The sequence below is a fragment of the Ochrobactrum sp. 19YEA23 genome (assembly GCF_029909865.1).
GTDB lineage: Bacteria > Pseudomonadota > Alphaproteobacteria > Rhizobiales > Rhizobiaceae > Brucella > Brucella gambitense.
In genome coordinates this window covers 1,176,633-1,192,535 of the sequence record NZ_JASAMQ010000001.1, presented here as the reverse complement: position 1 = coordinate 1,192,535, position 15,903 = coordinate 1,176,633, and the positions used below count along the sequence as shown (strand labels likewise).

Genomic DNA, 15,903 nt, shown 5'->3' with positions numbered 1-15,903 from the left:
CAAATGCCCTACTCTTTTTCGCCTATCGCGAAATAGAGGTTCTTTCCCGTCAATTTGGCCAGCTGCTGCAAGCGGCCTTCCGGGCGATCCGATACGAGATCGGCCAGATCGCTCGGTACGACCAGCGCGATACCGTTTTCTTCCTCACGCCAGTAGAGGCGCGGAATGACTCCCGGCATCGATGCCGACAGAAGATAGACAACGCGCAGCAGCGCGCCGAGCAGCTTCGCCCTTTCACGTAGACGCGGCGTGGCCAGCTGCACGATTTCCGGAGCGATCTCGTCTTCGATCAGTCCTTCATGGCGATAGTAATTGGCAAGCGCCATATAAGAACGGCCCGGATGATCGATGCCACCGAACGAGCCGTGCGCGATGATATTCAACGCCTGCGAACCGCGATAATCCGGATGTGCGCGCCAGCTGATATCCGCCACGAGACATGCGGCTTCGCGATAACGCCCTTCATCCTCAGTCTCATCATAACCGAGCAGCGGCAGAGAAAGCGTCGTCCAGACCGCCAGTTCGCGCGCATGACGCGGTGAGCGTGACCGCAGGATCGCCAGTTCTTCCGCAGAAGCCAGCAAAGGGTCGAGTTTCTGCTCGTTCTTCGGCAACAGCGAATAGAGATAACCTTCACGCACGCCCAATGCCGAGAAGACGATCTTCGAAGGCTTCATGCGGCGGATGGTTTCCAGCATCACGGTTGCGCCATAGGACAGAAGCTGGCGACGGTTCTTCGATACCGCCTCAATGCCGCGCATCGTGTCGATATTGCCCTTTGCGACGCGCTTGAGAAAGCTCTGCGCCTCGACCGGATCCATCTCATATCCATGCATGACGAGCAGCGGATAATGCTTGGCCGTCATATGCAGCTTGGCAAGGTTACGCCATGTACCGCCAACCGCGTAGAAGACCTGCCCCTGATGCATTTCAAGCAGCGAGGCCTTTGCAAGTTCACTGCGCGTGATCTTCGCAGCTTCGGTCAGCTTTTCGTCGGACATGTCCTGAAGACGCAAGCCGCCAAGCGGCAAGGTGATGCCCTCGCCGATATCGTGATCGTTGATCGCCACCAGTTCGAGACTGCCGCCGCCGAGATCGCCCGCAACGCCGCAAGGCTTGTGAAAGCCGGAAATGATACCAAGCGCCGAATAATAGGCTTCTTCCTTGCCGGACAGCACTTCAATGTGCCGCCCGAGAATCGCCTCGGCCTGCGCGATGAAATCAGGGCCGTTCTTCGCTTCGCGCGCAGCAGCAGTCGCCAGCGCATGAACCGACACCGCGCCTGCCTGTTCAGCCAGCGCACGAAAGCGCCGCAAGGCGCGCAAGGCGATATCGACAGACTTGTCGTTGAGCCGGCCAGTCTTGGCCAGTCCCTTGCCGAGACCGCAAAGGAGTTTTTCGTTGAACAGCACCGTCGGTGAACGGACGATACCTTCGTAAATGACGAGACGGATCGAATTCGAGCCGATGTCAATGACCCCGATGGGCTTGAGACCCTTCAGACGGCCTTGTGCTATAGCTGGACTCATGCAGTCGTTTTTCTTTCCGCCTGCGCACGCTTACGATGTGCGATAAGACGGGGGGCCGAAGACTTCAGCGACTTTCCGCGACCCGACAGGCTGGGATTGGTCATGAAATATTCCTGCGCGTTGAAAGCTTCCTCTCCTTCTTCTTTTTCTATCCGGCGAGAGGTGCCGTCCGCAAGTAGCTGATAGCTCTGTTGGTTATCAATTATGTTGGCAAACATGATTTGAGACAGGATTTGCTGGTGTACTGTGGCATTTGTGATGGGCACCAGCGTCTCCACGCGACGATCGAGATTGCGCGGCATCATGTCGGCAGAACCGATATAGACAATCGCCTTATCGGAAGGCAGATCATGCCCGTTACCAAAGCAGAAAATGCGGCTATGCTCAAGAAAACGCCCAACAATCGACTTGGCGCGAATATTGTCGGAGAGCCCCGGCACGCCCGGACGCAGGCAGCAAATGCCGCGTACAACCAGATCGATGTGAACGCCCGCCTGGCTTGCCTTATAGAGCGCGTCAATAATCTGTGGATCGACCAGCGAATTCATCTTCATCCAGATCGCCGCCGGTCGTCCGGCCTTGGCGTGGGTCACCTCGTTTTCGATGTGCTTGATGATGCGCGCCCGCAAGGTGAAGGGCGAAATGGCGATCTTCATTTCTTCGGCCGGTTGCGCATAGCCGGTGATGAAATTGAAGATATGCGCCACGTCGCGGGCGATATCCGTATCCGAGGTAAAGAAGGATAGATCTGTGTAAATACGCGCGGTGATCGGGTGATAATTGCCCGTACCCAGATGCACGTAGGAGCGTAGTTTCTGGTCTTCGCGCCGTACGACGAGCGACATTTTTGCGTGGGTTTTCAACTCGATAAAGCCGAAAACCACCTGCACGCCAGCGCGCTCGAGATCGCGTGCCCAGCGAATATTGGCTTCTTCGTCGAAACGCGCCTTCAGCTCGACCAGCGCGGTCACCGACTTGCCCGCTTCCGCCGCATCGACCAGCGCACGCACGATCGGGCTGTCATTCGAGGTGCGGTAGAGCGTCTGCTTGATGGCCAGCACATCCGGGTCCGCCGCCGCTTGACGCAGGAACTGCACCACAACATCGAACGATTCATAAGGGTGATGAACCACGATATCCTTTTCGCGAATCGCAGCGAAGCAATCGCCGCCATGTTCGCGGATACGCTCCGGGAAACGCGGATTGTAGGATACGAATTTCAGGTCATCGCGCGGGATCGAGACGATTTCCGAGATCATGTTGAGGGCCAGAAGCCCTTCATGCACGCTGACGCGATTCTCCGACACGCCAAGTTCGGTCGCCACGAAGACGCGCAAGGCTTCCGGCATTTCGCCATCAAATTCAATGCGGATAACCTGACCGCGGCGGCGGCGCTTCAGCGCCGTTTCGAAGAGACGCACGAGGTCTTCGGCTTCTTCTTCCACTTCAATATCGCTGTCGCGAATGATGCGGAACGTGCCAGCACCACGCACTTCATAGCCCGGGAACAGCCGCCCGATAAACAGGCTCACCGCATCTTCGATGGTGATGAAGCGATAGACATTCTGCTGATCCGTCGGCAGCTGGATGAACCGCTTCAGGGCCACCGGAATGCGCAACAGCGCAGTCATCGGGTGATTGTCCGCGCGGCGCGCCAGCTGCAAGGCAATCGAGAAGCCTAGATTCGGAATGAACGGAAACGGATGCGCCGGATCGATGGAAAGCGGCGTCAGAACCGGGAAGATCGTTTCGAGAAAATGACTTTCCAGCCATTCCTTCTCGGGTTCCGACAAACCCGATGGGCGAACGATTTCGATATTTTCCTGCACCAGCTCGTCACGCAAGATGCGGAAACGTCCCTGCTGCTCGGCCTGTAAGCGGCTCACTTCATCCAGAACGAAATCGAGCTGCTCCTGCGGCGTGCGACCGTCGGCACTGCGCAGCACCACACCGGCGCGAACCTGTGCGGCAAGCCCCGCAATGCGCACCATGAAAAATTCATCGAGATTGGTGGCCGAGATGGACAGGAAACGCAGACGCTCCAGCAAAGGCTGGCGCATATTTGCGGCCTCGTCCAGAACGCGGCGGTTGAACTGGAGCCAGGAAAACTCACGATTGACGAAGCGATCCGCGCTACTCATCAGCTCTGCGATCTTAGCTTCATTCAAAGCTTTGTGAGGATCAGGTGCGTTTTGCATCTCCGAACCGATTTCGGAGGGGCTGGTTGGTTCAGCTGTCATCTCATGGGCCCCGTTCTGGGTTTCGCTCGCCAACGCACTGTTTTCGTTCATTTTTCCTAATCCGGAATCTGCCGGTACAAACCGGCGCATCGTAAAGCCTATGGCTGTCGCATGACAGTTTGATAGCAAATCACTTAAATATCCCTAGAATTGATGAAAACGCTTCCGGAAACAAGAGTTTCGCGGTAAACGCAAGCAGAGTTTTGAGCGCGCTGGTCTGAAGCGTGCTATATACCGCGAACGACAGCCGGAGCGTATTATGTCCGATCACATCATTCCTCATTTCCAGAACGACGCCGGTCATAGTGCCATTGAAATCGGTGTGAAGGAATTCATGTGCGTCGGCGCAAACCCGCCTTTCGATCATCCGCATGTCTTCCTCGACATGGGCGACGAAAGCGAAGTGGTCTGCCCCTATTGCTCGACCCTTTATCGCTACAATGCCAAGCTGCATGCCGACGAAACTCTTCCGGCAGGCTGCACCTACGACGCTCCAGCCGATAAAGCGGCCTGATCAGCGACTATTTCAGCCCATCTCATCACAGCATTGGGCAAGAAGACCGATATGGGCAAAGGCCACATATTGATAGTAGGAGCCGGTGTCGCGGGATTGAGCGCGGCGCTGGAACTTGCAGCGCGGGGCTGGACCATCCAGCTTATCGAGAAAGCATCCGCTCTTTCTGAAGTCGGCGCGGGCCTGCAACTAGCCCCGAACGCAATGCGTCATCTTGAGCGCCTTGGCGTTGCCGACAGACTTGTTCCTCACACTGTAACGCCTGAAAAGCTCTACCTTATGGACGGTCGCAAGGCGCGTCCCCTGCTCGCGATGGAACTGGGCGACAAGGCTCGTCTCCGCTGGCACCAGTCCTATGTGGTTTGTCACCGCGCCGATCTGCAATCGGCGCTTTTGCAAGCCTGCGAGGAAAATCCAGCGATCCAGATCAACCTCGGCAGTGAAATCCTCGACCATACCGCCCGCGACCATGGCATTGTGGCGACCGTCAAAAGCGAAAGCGGGACGAACACCGTTGAGGCCGATTATCTGATCGCCTGTGACGGTGTGTGGTCAGCGCAGCGCGCCCTTGGCGGTTACGACAAGGCGCAATTCAGTGGTCATATTGCGTGGCGCGCCACATTGGCGACCGATGCCCTGCCCGCCTCGTTCCTGAGCGCTCTCCCCGAACGCAGGGCCGTATCCGCTTGGCTCGGCCCCGACATTCACTTCATCGCCTATCCGGTCAAAGCCGGAACATTCTTCAATTTCGTTGCCATCACAGCGGGCGAAAATCCCGGCGAAAGCTGGTCGAAAACCGGTGACCGCACAAAACTGCAAGCCGCCTATAGAAGCTGGGCCAAGCCGGTTCGTGATGTGTTGGCGACTGCCGAAGACTGGACCTATTGGCCGCTTTTCGAAATGGCGGAACCGCAGTTTCTGGGGCCGAACCGCACCATATTTCTGGGCGACGCATCCCATGCGGTCACGCCATTTGCTGCGCAGGGCGCTGCGATGGCGATTGAAGATACAGCCGCCCTTGCCGAAGCGCTTGATGCCGCCGATCAATCGACGGGATTGCGCCGCTTCGAAACCGTTCGCAAGGAAAGGCTCGCAGCGGTTGCCAAGCGCGGCCAGCTTAACCGCTTTGCCTATCACGCCACCGGACCGATGGCGTTTGGCCGCAACATGCTGTTCGCCCTGCGCCGCCCGGATACTTTCCTGAAGGATCTGGACTGGCTTTATGGCTATGATGCCGTTGCGGCCATACGCGGATAGTCGGTCAAAAGTTACACCGCGTCGCGCGCAGCTTCCAGTTTCGCAACATCGATTTTGACCATCGTCATCATGGCGTCCGCCACACGCTGGCGGACATCCGGCGCACCGTTTTCCAGAATATCGAGCAACATATCTGGCACGATCTGCCATGCGAAGCCATATTTGTCGGTCAACCAACTGCATTCCATCGGCGAGCCGCCTTCCAGAAGCTTTTCCCAGAAGGCATCCACTTCCGCCTGATCCTTGCAACGGACAATCAACGAAGCCGCCGGTGTAAACTTGAACGACGGACCACCGTTGAGGCCGCATATTTTCTGTCCATCAAGCGTAAAGTTCGCGGTGACCGCCTGTTCTTCGTTTTGCTGGTGGCCATGCTTGAAGCGAATGGAACCATCAATCGAAGCTGGTCGCCCACAGGCGCGAAAGATCGAGACGTAATGATTGGCGGCTTCTTCCGCCTGCCCGTCGAACCACAGGCAAATGGTGAGACCAGACATGGTCAATTCCTCCCTGTTCATCCAGTTTGTGGGCTCAGCCCATAACCTTGGCGGCTTCTTCCATATCCATCCACATCAGCTCCCAGATATGGCCGTCCAGATCTTCGAAGCTGCGCCCATACATGAAACCATAGTCCTGCTTGGCCGCAGGATCGGCACGACCGCCAGCTTTCGCAGCCTTTTCGACCGTGTCATCCACCTCGGCCTTGCTGTCGGCGGATAGGCAGATCAGCACTTCGCTCACCGCACCGGCATCGGCGATTTTCTTCGGCGTGAACTGGCTGAATTTGTCATGATCCAGGACCATCGCGTGGATCGTATCGGAAAAAACCATGCAGGATGCAGTTTCGTCCGAGAACATGGGATTCTTCTTCGCGCCAATGGCTTCATAGAAGCTTGTTGAGCGCGCGACGTCTTTTACGGGCAAGTTCACGAAAATCATTTTCGGCATGACATTTCCTCCATTGGCAGGGCGCGGCCCTGTATCCATTATGATTGTTTGTCGCCGCTGCGCCCCGCCGCAGCACCAGACATTTTCGCGTATTTTGGCGATGTCTGGATTAAGTTTGCTTGAACATAATGACAGATAAGTTATATTAGGCAACTATGAAGTTAGAAAAAATAACCAAAGACGATAAGCAGGCTGCGAAGCGCAGCTACGATGATGCATGTGCCGCCGCGCATGGCCTTGATTTGATTGGAGAACGCTGGGCGCTGCTCGTCATGCGAGAACTGCTGCTGGGACCCAAGCGCTTTAGTGATTTGCGTGCCGATCTGCCGGGCGTCAGCGCAAATGTGCTCACCCAAAGACTCGAGGGGCTGGAGCTGGCGGGCATTCTTCACAAGACCAAATTGCCGCCGCCCGCCTCGGTGCAGGTCTATGAACTCACCGAATGGGGCTATGAAAGCGAACCGATCCTGCAAGCACTCGGCCGTTGGGCTGCGCGTTCGCCCACGCATGATCCGAACCTGCCGATTTCAACGGTCTCCTTCCTTCTATCCCTGCGCACCATGCTTGATAGCGGACGCGCCCATGGGATGAATGCGGTCATTCACCTGCGACTGGATGGCGAAGATTTCACCGCCCGCCTGCATGATGAGGCGCTGGATATCGCTCGCGGCATGCCGAAACGATACGATCTTTCACTCCAGGGCGCACCGCGTATGCTCGCCGCAACCATCTATGGTGGACAGCCATTGTCAGCGCTTGAGGAGGCCAATTTGCTGACAGTCAAAGGAGATCGCGCTCTGGCGGAGAAGCTCCGCACGCTCTTCCCTTTACCCGACAAGGCACCTCTGCCGGAATAATATGCAACTTTTTGGTTGCGTATTTTGTCAACGCCTGTAAATTAGCAACCATTGAGTTGCCAATTACGGAGGAGTTAAACCATGACCGTTGCAAACAAGACAGATCGCATTGAGAAGACCGTCGACATTCGCGCAGGCATTGACCGCGTTTGGCGCGCCTTGACCGACCATGACGAGTTTGGAAGCTGGTTTCGTGTCAAGCTCGATGGACCGTTCATCGTCGGCGCAGCATCGACCGGTCACATCACCTATCCGGGTTTTGAGCATGTGCGCTGGGAATCCTTCGTCAAAGATATGAAAGCGCCGAACTATTTCGCCTTCACCTGGCATCCTTATGCCGTTGAACCCGGTGTCGATTATTCCAAGGAGCCGCCGACGCTGGTGGAATTCAAGCTTGAACCGATCGAAAGCGGCACGCGCCTGACAGTTGTCGAGAGCGGTTTCGACGCCCTGCCCGCCGAACGCCAGCCTTTGGCGTTGCGCATGAACGATGGCGGCTGGCAGGAGCAGGTCGGCAACATCAAGGCCCATGTCGAAAAATGAGCGCAAGTCCGGTCAGTCACGCCATGGAGATTTCCGCTATTTTTGGGGCGCTTGCCGACCCGACGAGACTGGCTCTCATCGAGACATTGAGCGACGGTGAAAGCCGCTCCATCGTGGTGCTGTCGCAAAACGGCAGCATCACCCGGCAGGCCGTAACCAAGCACCTGTCTGTTTTGGAACAGGTGGGGCTAGTGCATCGCGAAAAGATCGGGCGGGAAAGTCATTTCCGCCTGCATCCCGCTCCGCTTGTTGATGCCCGCGCCTATCTCGCCGCCGTTTCAACCCAGTGGGACGATGCCTTGCAGCGCCTGCGCCACTTCGTGGAAGATTGAACTATGGCTTCCGTCTATAATGCATAGGGAAACACATCACCGTCCACTCTCTCATCGGAGCGAGCTAGCTCAACATGACAATCCAGTTTGAACAAACCTGCCCCATCTTCCGGATTTTCGACATCGAAAAGGCCAAGGAATTCTATCTCGGCTTTCTTGGTTTCACTCTCGACTGGGAGCACCGGTTTGCCGAGGATATGCCGCTATACATGCAGGTATCGCGACAAGGCCTGATCCTGCATCTGAGCGAGCATCATGGAGATGGCAGCCCCGGTGCGAATGTGTTTGTGCGCATGCAAGGCATCGACGCCTTGCATAAGGAAATCACTTCGCGCGGCTATCGCTTCATGCGCCCCGGTATCGAGACGGAATCCTGGGGGCGCGTGATGGGCGTAATCGATCCTTTCGGCAACCGCATCCAGTTCTGCGAAGGACCGCACGCAGAGTAAGTGGCGGCTTGAGCGAAACACTCCACCAATAAAAACACCCGCCAGCGTGACTGGCGGGTGTTTTCAATTCAAGGCAGTCAATCGGATTAGTGCAGAATCTGGCTGAGGAACAGCTTGGTGCGTTCATGCTGCGGATTGTCGAAGAACTCGTTCGGCGAATTCTGTTCGACAATCTGGCCCTGATCCATGAAAATCACGCGATTGGCGACCTGACGGGCAAAGCCCATTTCGTGCGTCACGCAGATCATGGTCATGCCTTCGGCAGCGAGGCTCACCATCGTATCGAGCACTTCCTTGACCATTTCCGGATCGAGCGCCGAAGTCGGTTCATCGAACAGCATGACCTTTGGGTTCATGCACAGCGCACGGGCAATTGCCACACGCTGCTGCTGGCCGCCGGAAAGTTGGCCCGGATATTTATGGGCCTGTTCCGGGATTTTCACGCGCGCCAGATAATGCATGGCGATTTCTTCTGCCTGCTTCTTTGGCATCTTGCGCACCCAGATCGGGGCCAGCGTGCAGTTTTCCAGAATGGTCAGATGCGGGAAGAGATTGAAGTGCTGGAACACCATGCCGACTTCGCGGCGCACTTCATCGATCTTCTTCAAGTCGTTGGTCAGCTCGATACCGTCAACGACGATCTTGCCCTTCTGATGTTCCTCCAGACGGTTGATGCAGCGGATCATCGTCGATTTACCCGAGCCCGACGGACCGGCCACGACGATGCGCTCACCGCGCATCACCTTCAGATTGATGTCGCGCAGAACGTGAAACTCACCATACCACTTGTGCATGTTCGTGATTTCGATGGCGACATCGGTTTTGGATACCTGCATCTTCGAGCCGTCAACCTCAACACCGAGCTCTGATTGCGGGAGGGCGCTTTGTGCACTCATTCCATTATTCCCTTTTGTTCTTTTTATCGTTTGTGACCCGTGTCGAGCCGTCGTTCCATGAATATAGAGTATCGCGACATAGCGAAACAGAAAATCCAGAAAACGAAGCCCGCAAAGATGAGGCCCGTAGCAGGCGTCTGTGGAGAAGCCCAATTGGCATCGGAGAAACTCTGGCGCACGATACCTAGAAGATCAAACATGCCGATGATGTAGACAAGGCTCGTATCCTTGAAGAGCCCGATGAAGGTATTCACGATGCCCGGAATCACCAGTTTCAGCGCTTGGGGCAGGATGATGAGTCCCGTTTTCTGCCAATAGCTGAGACCGAGCGCATCCGCGCCTTCATATTGCCCGCGCGAGATTGCCTGCAATCCACCACGCACCACTTCCGCCATATAGGCCGAAGCGAACAGCGCCACGCCGATAAGGGCGCGCAACAATTTGTCGAAGGTTACGCCCGGCGGCAAGAACAGCGGCAGCATCACACTCGCCATGAACAGCACTGTCACCAGCGGGACGCCACGCACCATTTCGATGAAAATGATGCTGAACGTCTTGATCACGGGCAGATGCGAACGACGACCTAGCGCGAGCAGAATACCGAGCGGTAACGAGACCGCGATGCCCACGAAGGACAGCACCAGCGTCACCAGAAGACCGCCCCAGAGTGGTGTTTCCACGAATGACAGGCCAAACCAGCCGCCAACCAGCAGGAAGAATGCCACAAACGGGAAGACGAAGAAGAACAGAATGGCGTTCAGCGCCTTCTGCGGCACCTTCGGTATCATAAGTGGCACGAGAAGGATGACGAAGAGCAGAGCTGTAAGATTGACCCGCCAGCGCTGATCAATCGGATAGCGGCCATAGATGAACTGTTCATACTTGGCCTGAACGAACGCCCAGCAAGCGCCGGACCAGCCGTCAGGCTGCGCGCCACCCTGTGCGACGGTCAGACAGGCCGTGCGGTCGGTTCCGCTCCACACCGCATTGATGAACAGCCACTGAAGGGCCGAGGGCAGAAACCAGACCAGCACAAACAGGGCGAAAATCGTCAGCGCCGCATCGGTCGGAGAAGCGAAGAGATTGACGCGCAGCCAGTGCGAAAAGCCCTGCACCGAGCGCGGCGGCTTTTCACCGTCGACCATTTCCGTGCGAATATATTGGAGATTGGCGTTTTCCATGGTCATCTCTCCACCAGCGCCATTTTGGCATTGAACCAGTTCATGATGGCTGACGTAACCAGGCTGATGCCCAGATAGATCACCATCCAGATTGCCACGACTTCAACCGACTGGCCGGTCTGGTTGAGGATCGTACCGCCGACGGCGACGAGATCCGGATACCCGATGGCAATCGCCAGCGAGGAGTTCTTGATGAGGTTCAGATACTGGCTCGACAGAGGCGGAATGATAATGCGAAGCGCCTGCGGCACGATGATGAGGCGCATAGTCGGCCCGGGACGCATGCCCACCGCATAGGCCGCTTCGGTCTGTCCCTTGTTAACACCGAGAATGCCCGCCCGAACCGTTTCGGCAATAAATGAGGCCGTATAGAAGGACAGAGCCAGAAACAGAGCCAGGAATTCCGGCTTGACCTGGGCCCCGCCCGTCAGGTTGAAAGTGCCCAGTTTCGGAATGTCGAAAGAAACGGGAAAGCCGGTCACAACGAAGGCGAGCAGCGGCAGACCGACGATCAGTGCTATCGCAACGCGGATCGTATGGAAGGGCTGGCCGGTCGCCATCTGCCGGCGCTTCGCCCAGCGCGCCACCACGAAAGACGCGACAATACCCAGCACCAGCGCCACCGGAATGAGCCATGCCTTCTCACCCCAGACGGGTGCGGGCATGAAGAAACCGCGTGTATTGATATAGGTGTGCAACGGCCCGCTGATGCTTTCGCGCACATTCGGCAAGGTCGACAGAATGCCGAAATACCAGAAGAAAATCACCAGCAGCGGCGGGATGTTGCGAAACACCTCGACATAGACCGTGCAAAGCTTGCGGATCAGCCAGTTGCGTGACAGACGGCCGATGCCGACGAGGAAACCGATGATCGAGGCCGTGATAACGCCCAAGCCCGCCACATAAAGCGTGTTGACCAGACCGACCAGAATGGCCCGCCCGTAGGTCGAATCGCTGTTATACGAGATCAGCGCCTGACTGACGTCAAAACCCGCGCGACCGTTCAGAAAGCCGAAGCCGGAGGCGATATTTGCGCGCTGAAGATTGGCAATCGTGTTTCCGACGATCCAGTAGATCAAACCCACGACTGCGACGAAAACCACAATCTGATAGAAGATACCGCGAACCCGCGGATCGTACAGAAGTGAGGTTCCACTGCGATCATGGCGTTCGGTTGCAGAATAGGAAGCCATATGTTTCCTGTACCTTTGGTCAGACGCAAACTTTCGGAACGGAAGCGACGCCCCAAAACAGGAGCGTAATTCTCGAAACGACAATGCGGTCGAACCATTATTTTTTGCGACGGGCCGGTAAATATCTGGCCAGCGAAATGCTATGCGCTCTTGCGGGCAATCGCCCTGATTCAAATGCTTGTGCTGCAAAACAGATCCCGGTCCATGCGGGGGAGCCTGTTTTCAGCGAAATAAAGAGCTGCCAAATCCGACATGAGGCGGCGCCACTGCCCCACCTCATGTCAGACGCAAAAGCTGTCGCCTTTAACGAATCGGCATGCCGTATTGCAGGCCACCCTTCGACCACTGGGCGTTGAGGCCGCGTGCAATCTTGAGCGGGCTGCCCGCGCCGAGATTACGTTCGAACAATTCGCCGTAATTGCCGACACCCTTGATGATCTTGACGACCCAATCATTGTCGAGGCCGAGATCGTTACCGATCTTGGTATCGGCTTCCGTACCGAGCAAGCGCTTGATTTCCGGATTATCGGAATTCTTCATCTCGTCGACATTTGCCTTGGTGATCCCGAATTCCTCGGCATTCAACAGAGCATAATGGGTCCAGCGGATAACATCGGCCCATTTCGAATCGCCTTGACGAACAGCAGGACCCAGAGGCTCTTTGGAAATGATTTCCGGCAGAATGACGTGATCGTCCGGATTGGCGAGCGTCAGGCGAATAGCATAAAGGCCGGACTGGTCGGTGGTATAGGCGTCGCAACGACCGGAATCATAAGCCGCGTTGGCTTCGTCAACCTTTTCGAAGACGACCGGGTTGTATTCCATTTTGTTGGAACGGAAATAGTCGGCCATGTTCAGCTCGGTCGTCGTGCCGGCCTGAACGCAGATGGAAGCGCCCGAAAGCTGGAGCGCGGAATTGATGCCGGAAAGCTTCTTCGAATTGATCATGAAGCCCTGGCCGTCGAAATAATTCACGCCCGCGAAATCGAGGCCGAGCGAGGTATCGCGGCTGATGGTCCAGGTCGTGTTGCGGATCAGAACATCCACTTCACCGGACTGCAACGCCGTGAAGCGTTCCTTTGCATTGAGCGGCGTAAACTTCACCTTGGTCGGATCGCCAAAGATTGCCGACGCAACCGCGCGGCAATAATCGATGTCAAAACCGGACCATTCGCCCTTGTCATTCGTGGAAGCAAAACCGAGAAGACCGGTATTCACGCCACATTGCACAAAGCCCTTTGCCTTAACATCGGAAAGTGTGTCGGCGGATGCCCCTGAAGCTGCGCCCACCAGCGCTGCTGCACCCAGTAACCCCATTAGAATCGTATTTTTCATCTGGCCTGCAACCTTTTGTTCCCTGGAAACGCAGGGCGCAAACCGCCCGAACGCCTCTCTCGTTGTTTGTTGCATAGGTCTTTCCGGAAAAGCGGTGCGCTCCTCCCCAACCCATACGCATAGCAGACCGCCTCTCGCCCCCGACCGGTTATCCGGCCTTATGTTTATTTTCGAGCACAGCGGCGCCTGTCGCCTTCACCGCCTTATCGAAGGCGATAATTGGGCAATGGTCAAGTTAATAACGGCAGCAAAATCTGTGTTTCGTGGAAAAGCCCGAACGCGCGCCGAATTTTTTTACACAGTTTCCCAATTTCTGGGGAGCGCGGCCAACGAAGCTCAATAATTGACACCCGCTAGAATTCCTTCAAGGAAAACATAGCAATAACAAATGTTTAAATGAATTACATTTTGTCACTACGGCCTGAAGACCCGACAAAATGGGTCAGAATCACGCTCTCGGGAGGGTTCTTTTAGCGTCCAATGAAAAAATAATATTTCGCGTCGCCATGTAGCGCGCCACCCACCAGGTTGCGAGTAAGCCTATAGTACAACCTGCCACAATGTCGGTTGGGAAATGCGCCCCAGCAGCAAGTCTGCTGATGCAGAACAACAGGCCGACAACGATGATGGGAAAGCGCCAGCGCGGCAGGAAAATGCTCAGCGACATCATCATGATGCCAGCCATCATCGAATGACCGGATGGAAAGCTCTCATAGAGAAATTCGCCTTTGAACGGCGAGAAATAGGCAGCGCCATATTGATCAAGCAAAAATGGGCGTGCGCGACCGATAGCGAGCTTGCCGATTTCCGCCGGAATGCTGCCCACCACGATGGATGCCAGAACCAGTGTTGCCCAGCCGTGCCATTGCGTAAGCACATGACGCATGTGCCCGCGATAGGACGGAGACAGAATCAGAGCCGTCACCAGCCAGACCACAAGCGCAACCGCCAGCCAGACAATGGTGCGGATCGCATCGGTAACGGTTCGCAGGATTTCCATGATGATATTGGTGCTTCCAGCCGCCGACCGCACGATATCGGCGTCCCACAGGTGCAAGATGAGGATGATGAACGGCAAAAGCACCACGATTGCGGTCATCTGCATGGTCCAGGAGGACGGTGCGCCTTTATAGGCAGGTCGCAATAATGCGCGAACAAGTTCACTGGCCGCATATACCGGATTGAGGAGCGTATTTTTCAAATCCGGTGATGACATTCCATTATTCCCTTTTCGCATCGCGTCTTGCGCTTCCAGCACTGAACGCGGGGTTGCATCCAGTCCTGACGCGGCTTATCGAATGAACTTCTAAACATTCCGCAATCGACGGAATCGATGATCTTTCTGCCAACCGCATCTGGCCGCATCCGGGAGTCGGTACGACCATGCAGAGCTCTCTAAAAGAGAACCGGCGGAACGCATGCAACATGGTCTGGAGGCAATTTCGTGGCTAAGCAGCAAGATAAGACGGCGAAACTGGGGATAAACACACGACTGGCGCATGATGGCTATCAGCCACGCGACTATCACGGCTTCGTAAACCCGCCCGTCGTGCGCGCCTCGACTGTGCTTTTCCCGGATGCCCAGACCATGGCGACCGGCGACCAGAAATATACTTATGGCACGCGCGGGACGCCTACGAGCGATGCGCTTTGCGATGCAATCAACGCGCTCGAAGGCTCCGCCGGAACCATCTGCGTGCCGTCCGGCCTCGCAGCCGTTACCGTGCCGCTTCTGGCATTCCTGTCTCCCGGCGATCACGCATTGCTGGTTGATTCGATCTACAATCCGACCCGCCATTTTGCCGATACGATGCTGAAGCGCATGGGCGTGGACGTCGAATATTACGATCCGGAACTCGGAGCAGACATCGCAGCGCTGTTGCGGCCCAACACCAAGGTCGTCTTTACAGAATCCCCGGGCTCCAACACCTTCGAGATGCAGGATATCCCGGCCATCGTGGAAGTCGCCCACAAGGGCGGAGCCATCGTGATGATGGACAATACCTGGGCGACCGCGGTCTATTTCAAGGCGCTCGATTTCGGCGTGGACATCACCATTCACGCCTCCACCAAATATCCGTCGGGCCATTCCGACATTCTGTTCGGCACTGTTTCGGCCAATGAAAAGTGCTGGCCGCAGCTTCTTGAAACACACGGCACGCTTGGACTTTGCGCCAGCCCCGACGACACCTACCAGATCCTGCGCGGCATGCGCACGATGGGCGTCCGTCTGGAACATCACCGCAAGAGCGCTCTGGAGGTCGCCCACTGGCTGGAAAGCCATCCTGCGGTGGCGCAGGTTTTGCACCCTGCCCTCGAAAGCCATCCGGGCCATGAAATCTGGAAGCGCGACTTCACCGGCTCGTCCGGCATCTTTTCCTTTGTGTTGAAAGAAGGCGGACAGGCGGAAGCCCATGCTTTCCTCAACGCGCTGGAGATTTTCGGTCTCGGCTATTCATGGGGCGGTTACGAGAGCCTTGCGCTGCAAGTGCGTGTTGCCGATCGCCTGATTGCCAAGGGCAACTATTCGGGTCCGGTTATCCGTCTCCAGATCGGTCTGGAAGATGTAGCGGATATCATCGCCGATCTTGAAAAGGGCTTTGCAGCCATCTGACCAATCCTCAGCGCT

16 protein-coding genes are annotated in these 15,903 nt (G+C 56.2%); 7 read left to right on the top strand and 9 right to left on the bottom strand.

All coding sequences use genetic code 11. The annotated features are described in order from the left end of the window. Positions 1-8 precede the first annotated feature (8 nt). Both ppx and QBD01_RS05515 read right to left on the bottom strand, forming a co-directional pair. A complete protein-coding gene (gene ppx / locus QBD01_RS05520; RefSeq protein ID WP_182520204.1) occupies positions 9-1,529 on the bottom strand; it encodes an exopolyphosphatase in 1,521 nt (506 codons plus the stop codon). Further along, positions 1,526-3,769, bottom strand: coding sequence for an RNA degradosome polyphosphate kinase (locus QBD01_RS05515; protein WP_280992117.1), 2,244 nt, complete (start codon positions 3,767-3,769; stop codon positions 1,526-1,528). Before QBD01_RS05515 ends, ppx begins: the two co-directional genes overlap by 4 nt. 259 nt (positions 3,770-4,028) lie before the next feature. On the opposite strand from QBD01_RS05515, the gene QBD01_RS05510 reads away from it, so the two are divergent. Further along, complete coding sequence (locus tag QBD01_RS05510; protein ID WP_078340488.1) at positions 4,029-4,283, top strand: zinc-finger domain-containing protein; 255 nt, start codon at positions 4,029-4,031, stop codon at positions 4,281-4,283. Positions 4,284-4,334: 51 nt separating this feature from the next. Next, the gene (locus QBD01_RS05505; protein ID WP_280991916.1) at positions 4,335-5,540 is read left to right on the top strand and encodes an FAD-binding protein; all 1,206 of its coding nucleotides are present in this window, start codon (positions 4,335-4,337) and stop codon (positions 5,538-5,540) included. A gap of 11 nt (positions 5,541-5,551) precedes the next feature. Here the strand turns inward: QBD01_RS05505 and QBD01_RS05500 are convergent, their stop codons facing one another. Next, positions 5,552-6,037: a VOC family protein gene (locus QBD01_RS05500; protein WP_280991915.1), complete on the bottom strand. Its 486-nt coding sequence runs from the start codon at positions 6,035-6,037 to the stop codon at positions 5,552-5,554. Between the two features lie 34 nt (positions 6,038-6,071). After that, positions 6,072-6,488 (bottom strand): VOC family protein, encoded by a 417-nt coding sequence (locus QBD01_RS05495; protein WP_280991914.1) that lies wholly within the window; start codon positions 6,486-6,488, stop codon positions 6,072-6,074. A 155-nt stretch (positions 6,489-6,643) separates the two neighbouring features. Here QBD01_RS05495 and QBD01_RS05490 point away from each other — a divergent pair, with 155 nt between their 5' ends. From QBD01_RS05490 to QBD01_RS05475, 4 genes are all read left to right on the top strand, one after another. Continuing rightward, positions 6,644-7,345, top strand: a complete 702-nt coding sequence (locus tag QBD01_RS05490) for a helix-turn-helix domain-containing protein (protein ID WP_280991913.1) — start codon at positions 6,644-6,646, stop codon at positions 7,343-7,345. An 81-nt stretch (positions 7,346-7,426) separates the two neighbouring features. Beyond that, the gene (locus QBD01_RS05485) at positions 7,427-7,888 is read left to right on the top strand and encodes an SRPBCC family protein (RefSeq protein ID WP_280991912.1); all 462 of its coding nucleotides are present in this window, start codon (positions 7,427-7,429) and stop codon (positions 7,886-7,888) included. Next, positions 7,885-8,220 (top strand): helix-turn-helix transcriptional regulator, encoded by a 336-nt coding sequence (locus tag QBD01_RS05480; RefSeq protein ID WP_280991911.1) that lies wholly within the window; start codon positions 7,885-7,887, stop codon positions 8,218-8,220. Before QBD01_RS05485 ends, QBD01_RS05480 begins: the two co-directional genes overlap by 4 nt. A gap of 74 nt (positions 8,221-8,294) precedes the next feature. Then, the gene (locus QBD01_RS05475) at positions 8,295-8,669 is read left to right on the top strand and encodes a glyoxalase superfamily protein (RefSeq protein WP_280991910.1); all 375 of its coding nucleotides are present in this window, start codon (positions 8,295-8,297) and stop codon (positions 8,667-8,669) included. An 86-nt stretch (positions 8,670-8,755) separates the two neighbouring features. Here QBD01_RS05475 and QBD01_RS05470 read toward each other — a convergent pair whose 3' ends face one another. From QBD01_RS05470 to lpxE, 5 genes are all read right to left on the bottom strand, one after another. Beyond that, complete coding sequence (locus QBD01_RS05470) at positions 8,756-9,565, bottom strand: amino acid ABC transporter ATP-binding protein (protein WP_182520198.1); 810 nt, start codon at positions 9,563-9,565, stop codon at positions 8,756-8,758. A 23-nt stretch (positions 9,566-9,588) separates the two neighbouring features. Beyond that, positions 9,589-10,746, bottom strand: a complete 1,158-nt coding sequence (locus tag QBD01_RS05465; protein WP_182520197.1) for an amino acid ABC transporter permease — start codon at positions 10,744-10,746, stop codon at positions 9,589-9,591. 2 nt (positions 10,747-10,748) lie between these two features. Beyond that, positions 10,749-11,939 carry an amino acid ABC transporter permease gene (locus QBD01_RS05460; RefSeq protein ID WP_280991909.1) on the bottom strand — a complete coding sequence of 397 codons (1,191 nt, stop codon included), beginning with the start codon at positions 11,937-11,939 and terminating at the stop codon, positions 10,749-10,751. Positions 11,940-12,242: 303 nt separating this feature from the next. Then, a complete protein-coding gene (locus QBD01_RS05455) occupies positions 12,243-13,274 on the bottom strand; it encodes an amino acid ABC transporter substrate-binding protein (protein WP_182520195.1) in 1,032 nt (343 codons plus the stop codon). Between the two features lie 448 nt (positions 13,275-13,722). After that, positions 13,723-14,490, bottom strand: coding sequence for a lipid A 1-phosphatase LpxE (gene lpxE, locus QBD01_RS05450; protein ID WP_280991908.1), 768 nt, complete (start codon positions 14,488-14,490; stop codon positions 13,723-13,725). 228 nt (positions 14,491-14,718) lie between these two features. On the opposite strand from lpxE, the gene QBD01_RS05445 reads away from it, so the two are divergent. Continuing rightward, the gene (locus tag QBD01_RS05445; protein WP_280991907.1) at positions 14,719-15,888 is read left to right on the top strand and encodes a cystathionine beta-lyase; all 1,170 of its coding nucleotides are present in this window, start codon (positions 14,719-14,721) and stop codon (positions 15,886-15,888) included. Positions 15,889-15,903: the final 15 nt, after the last annotated feature.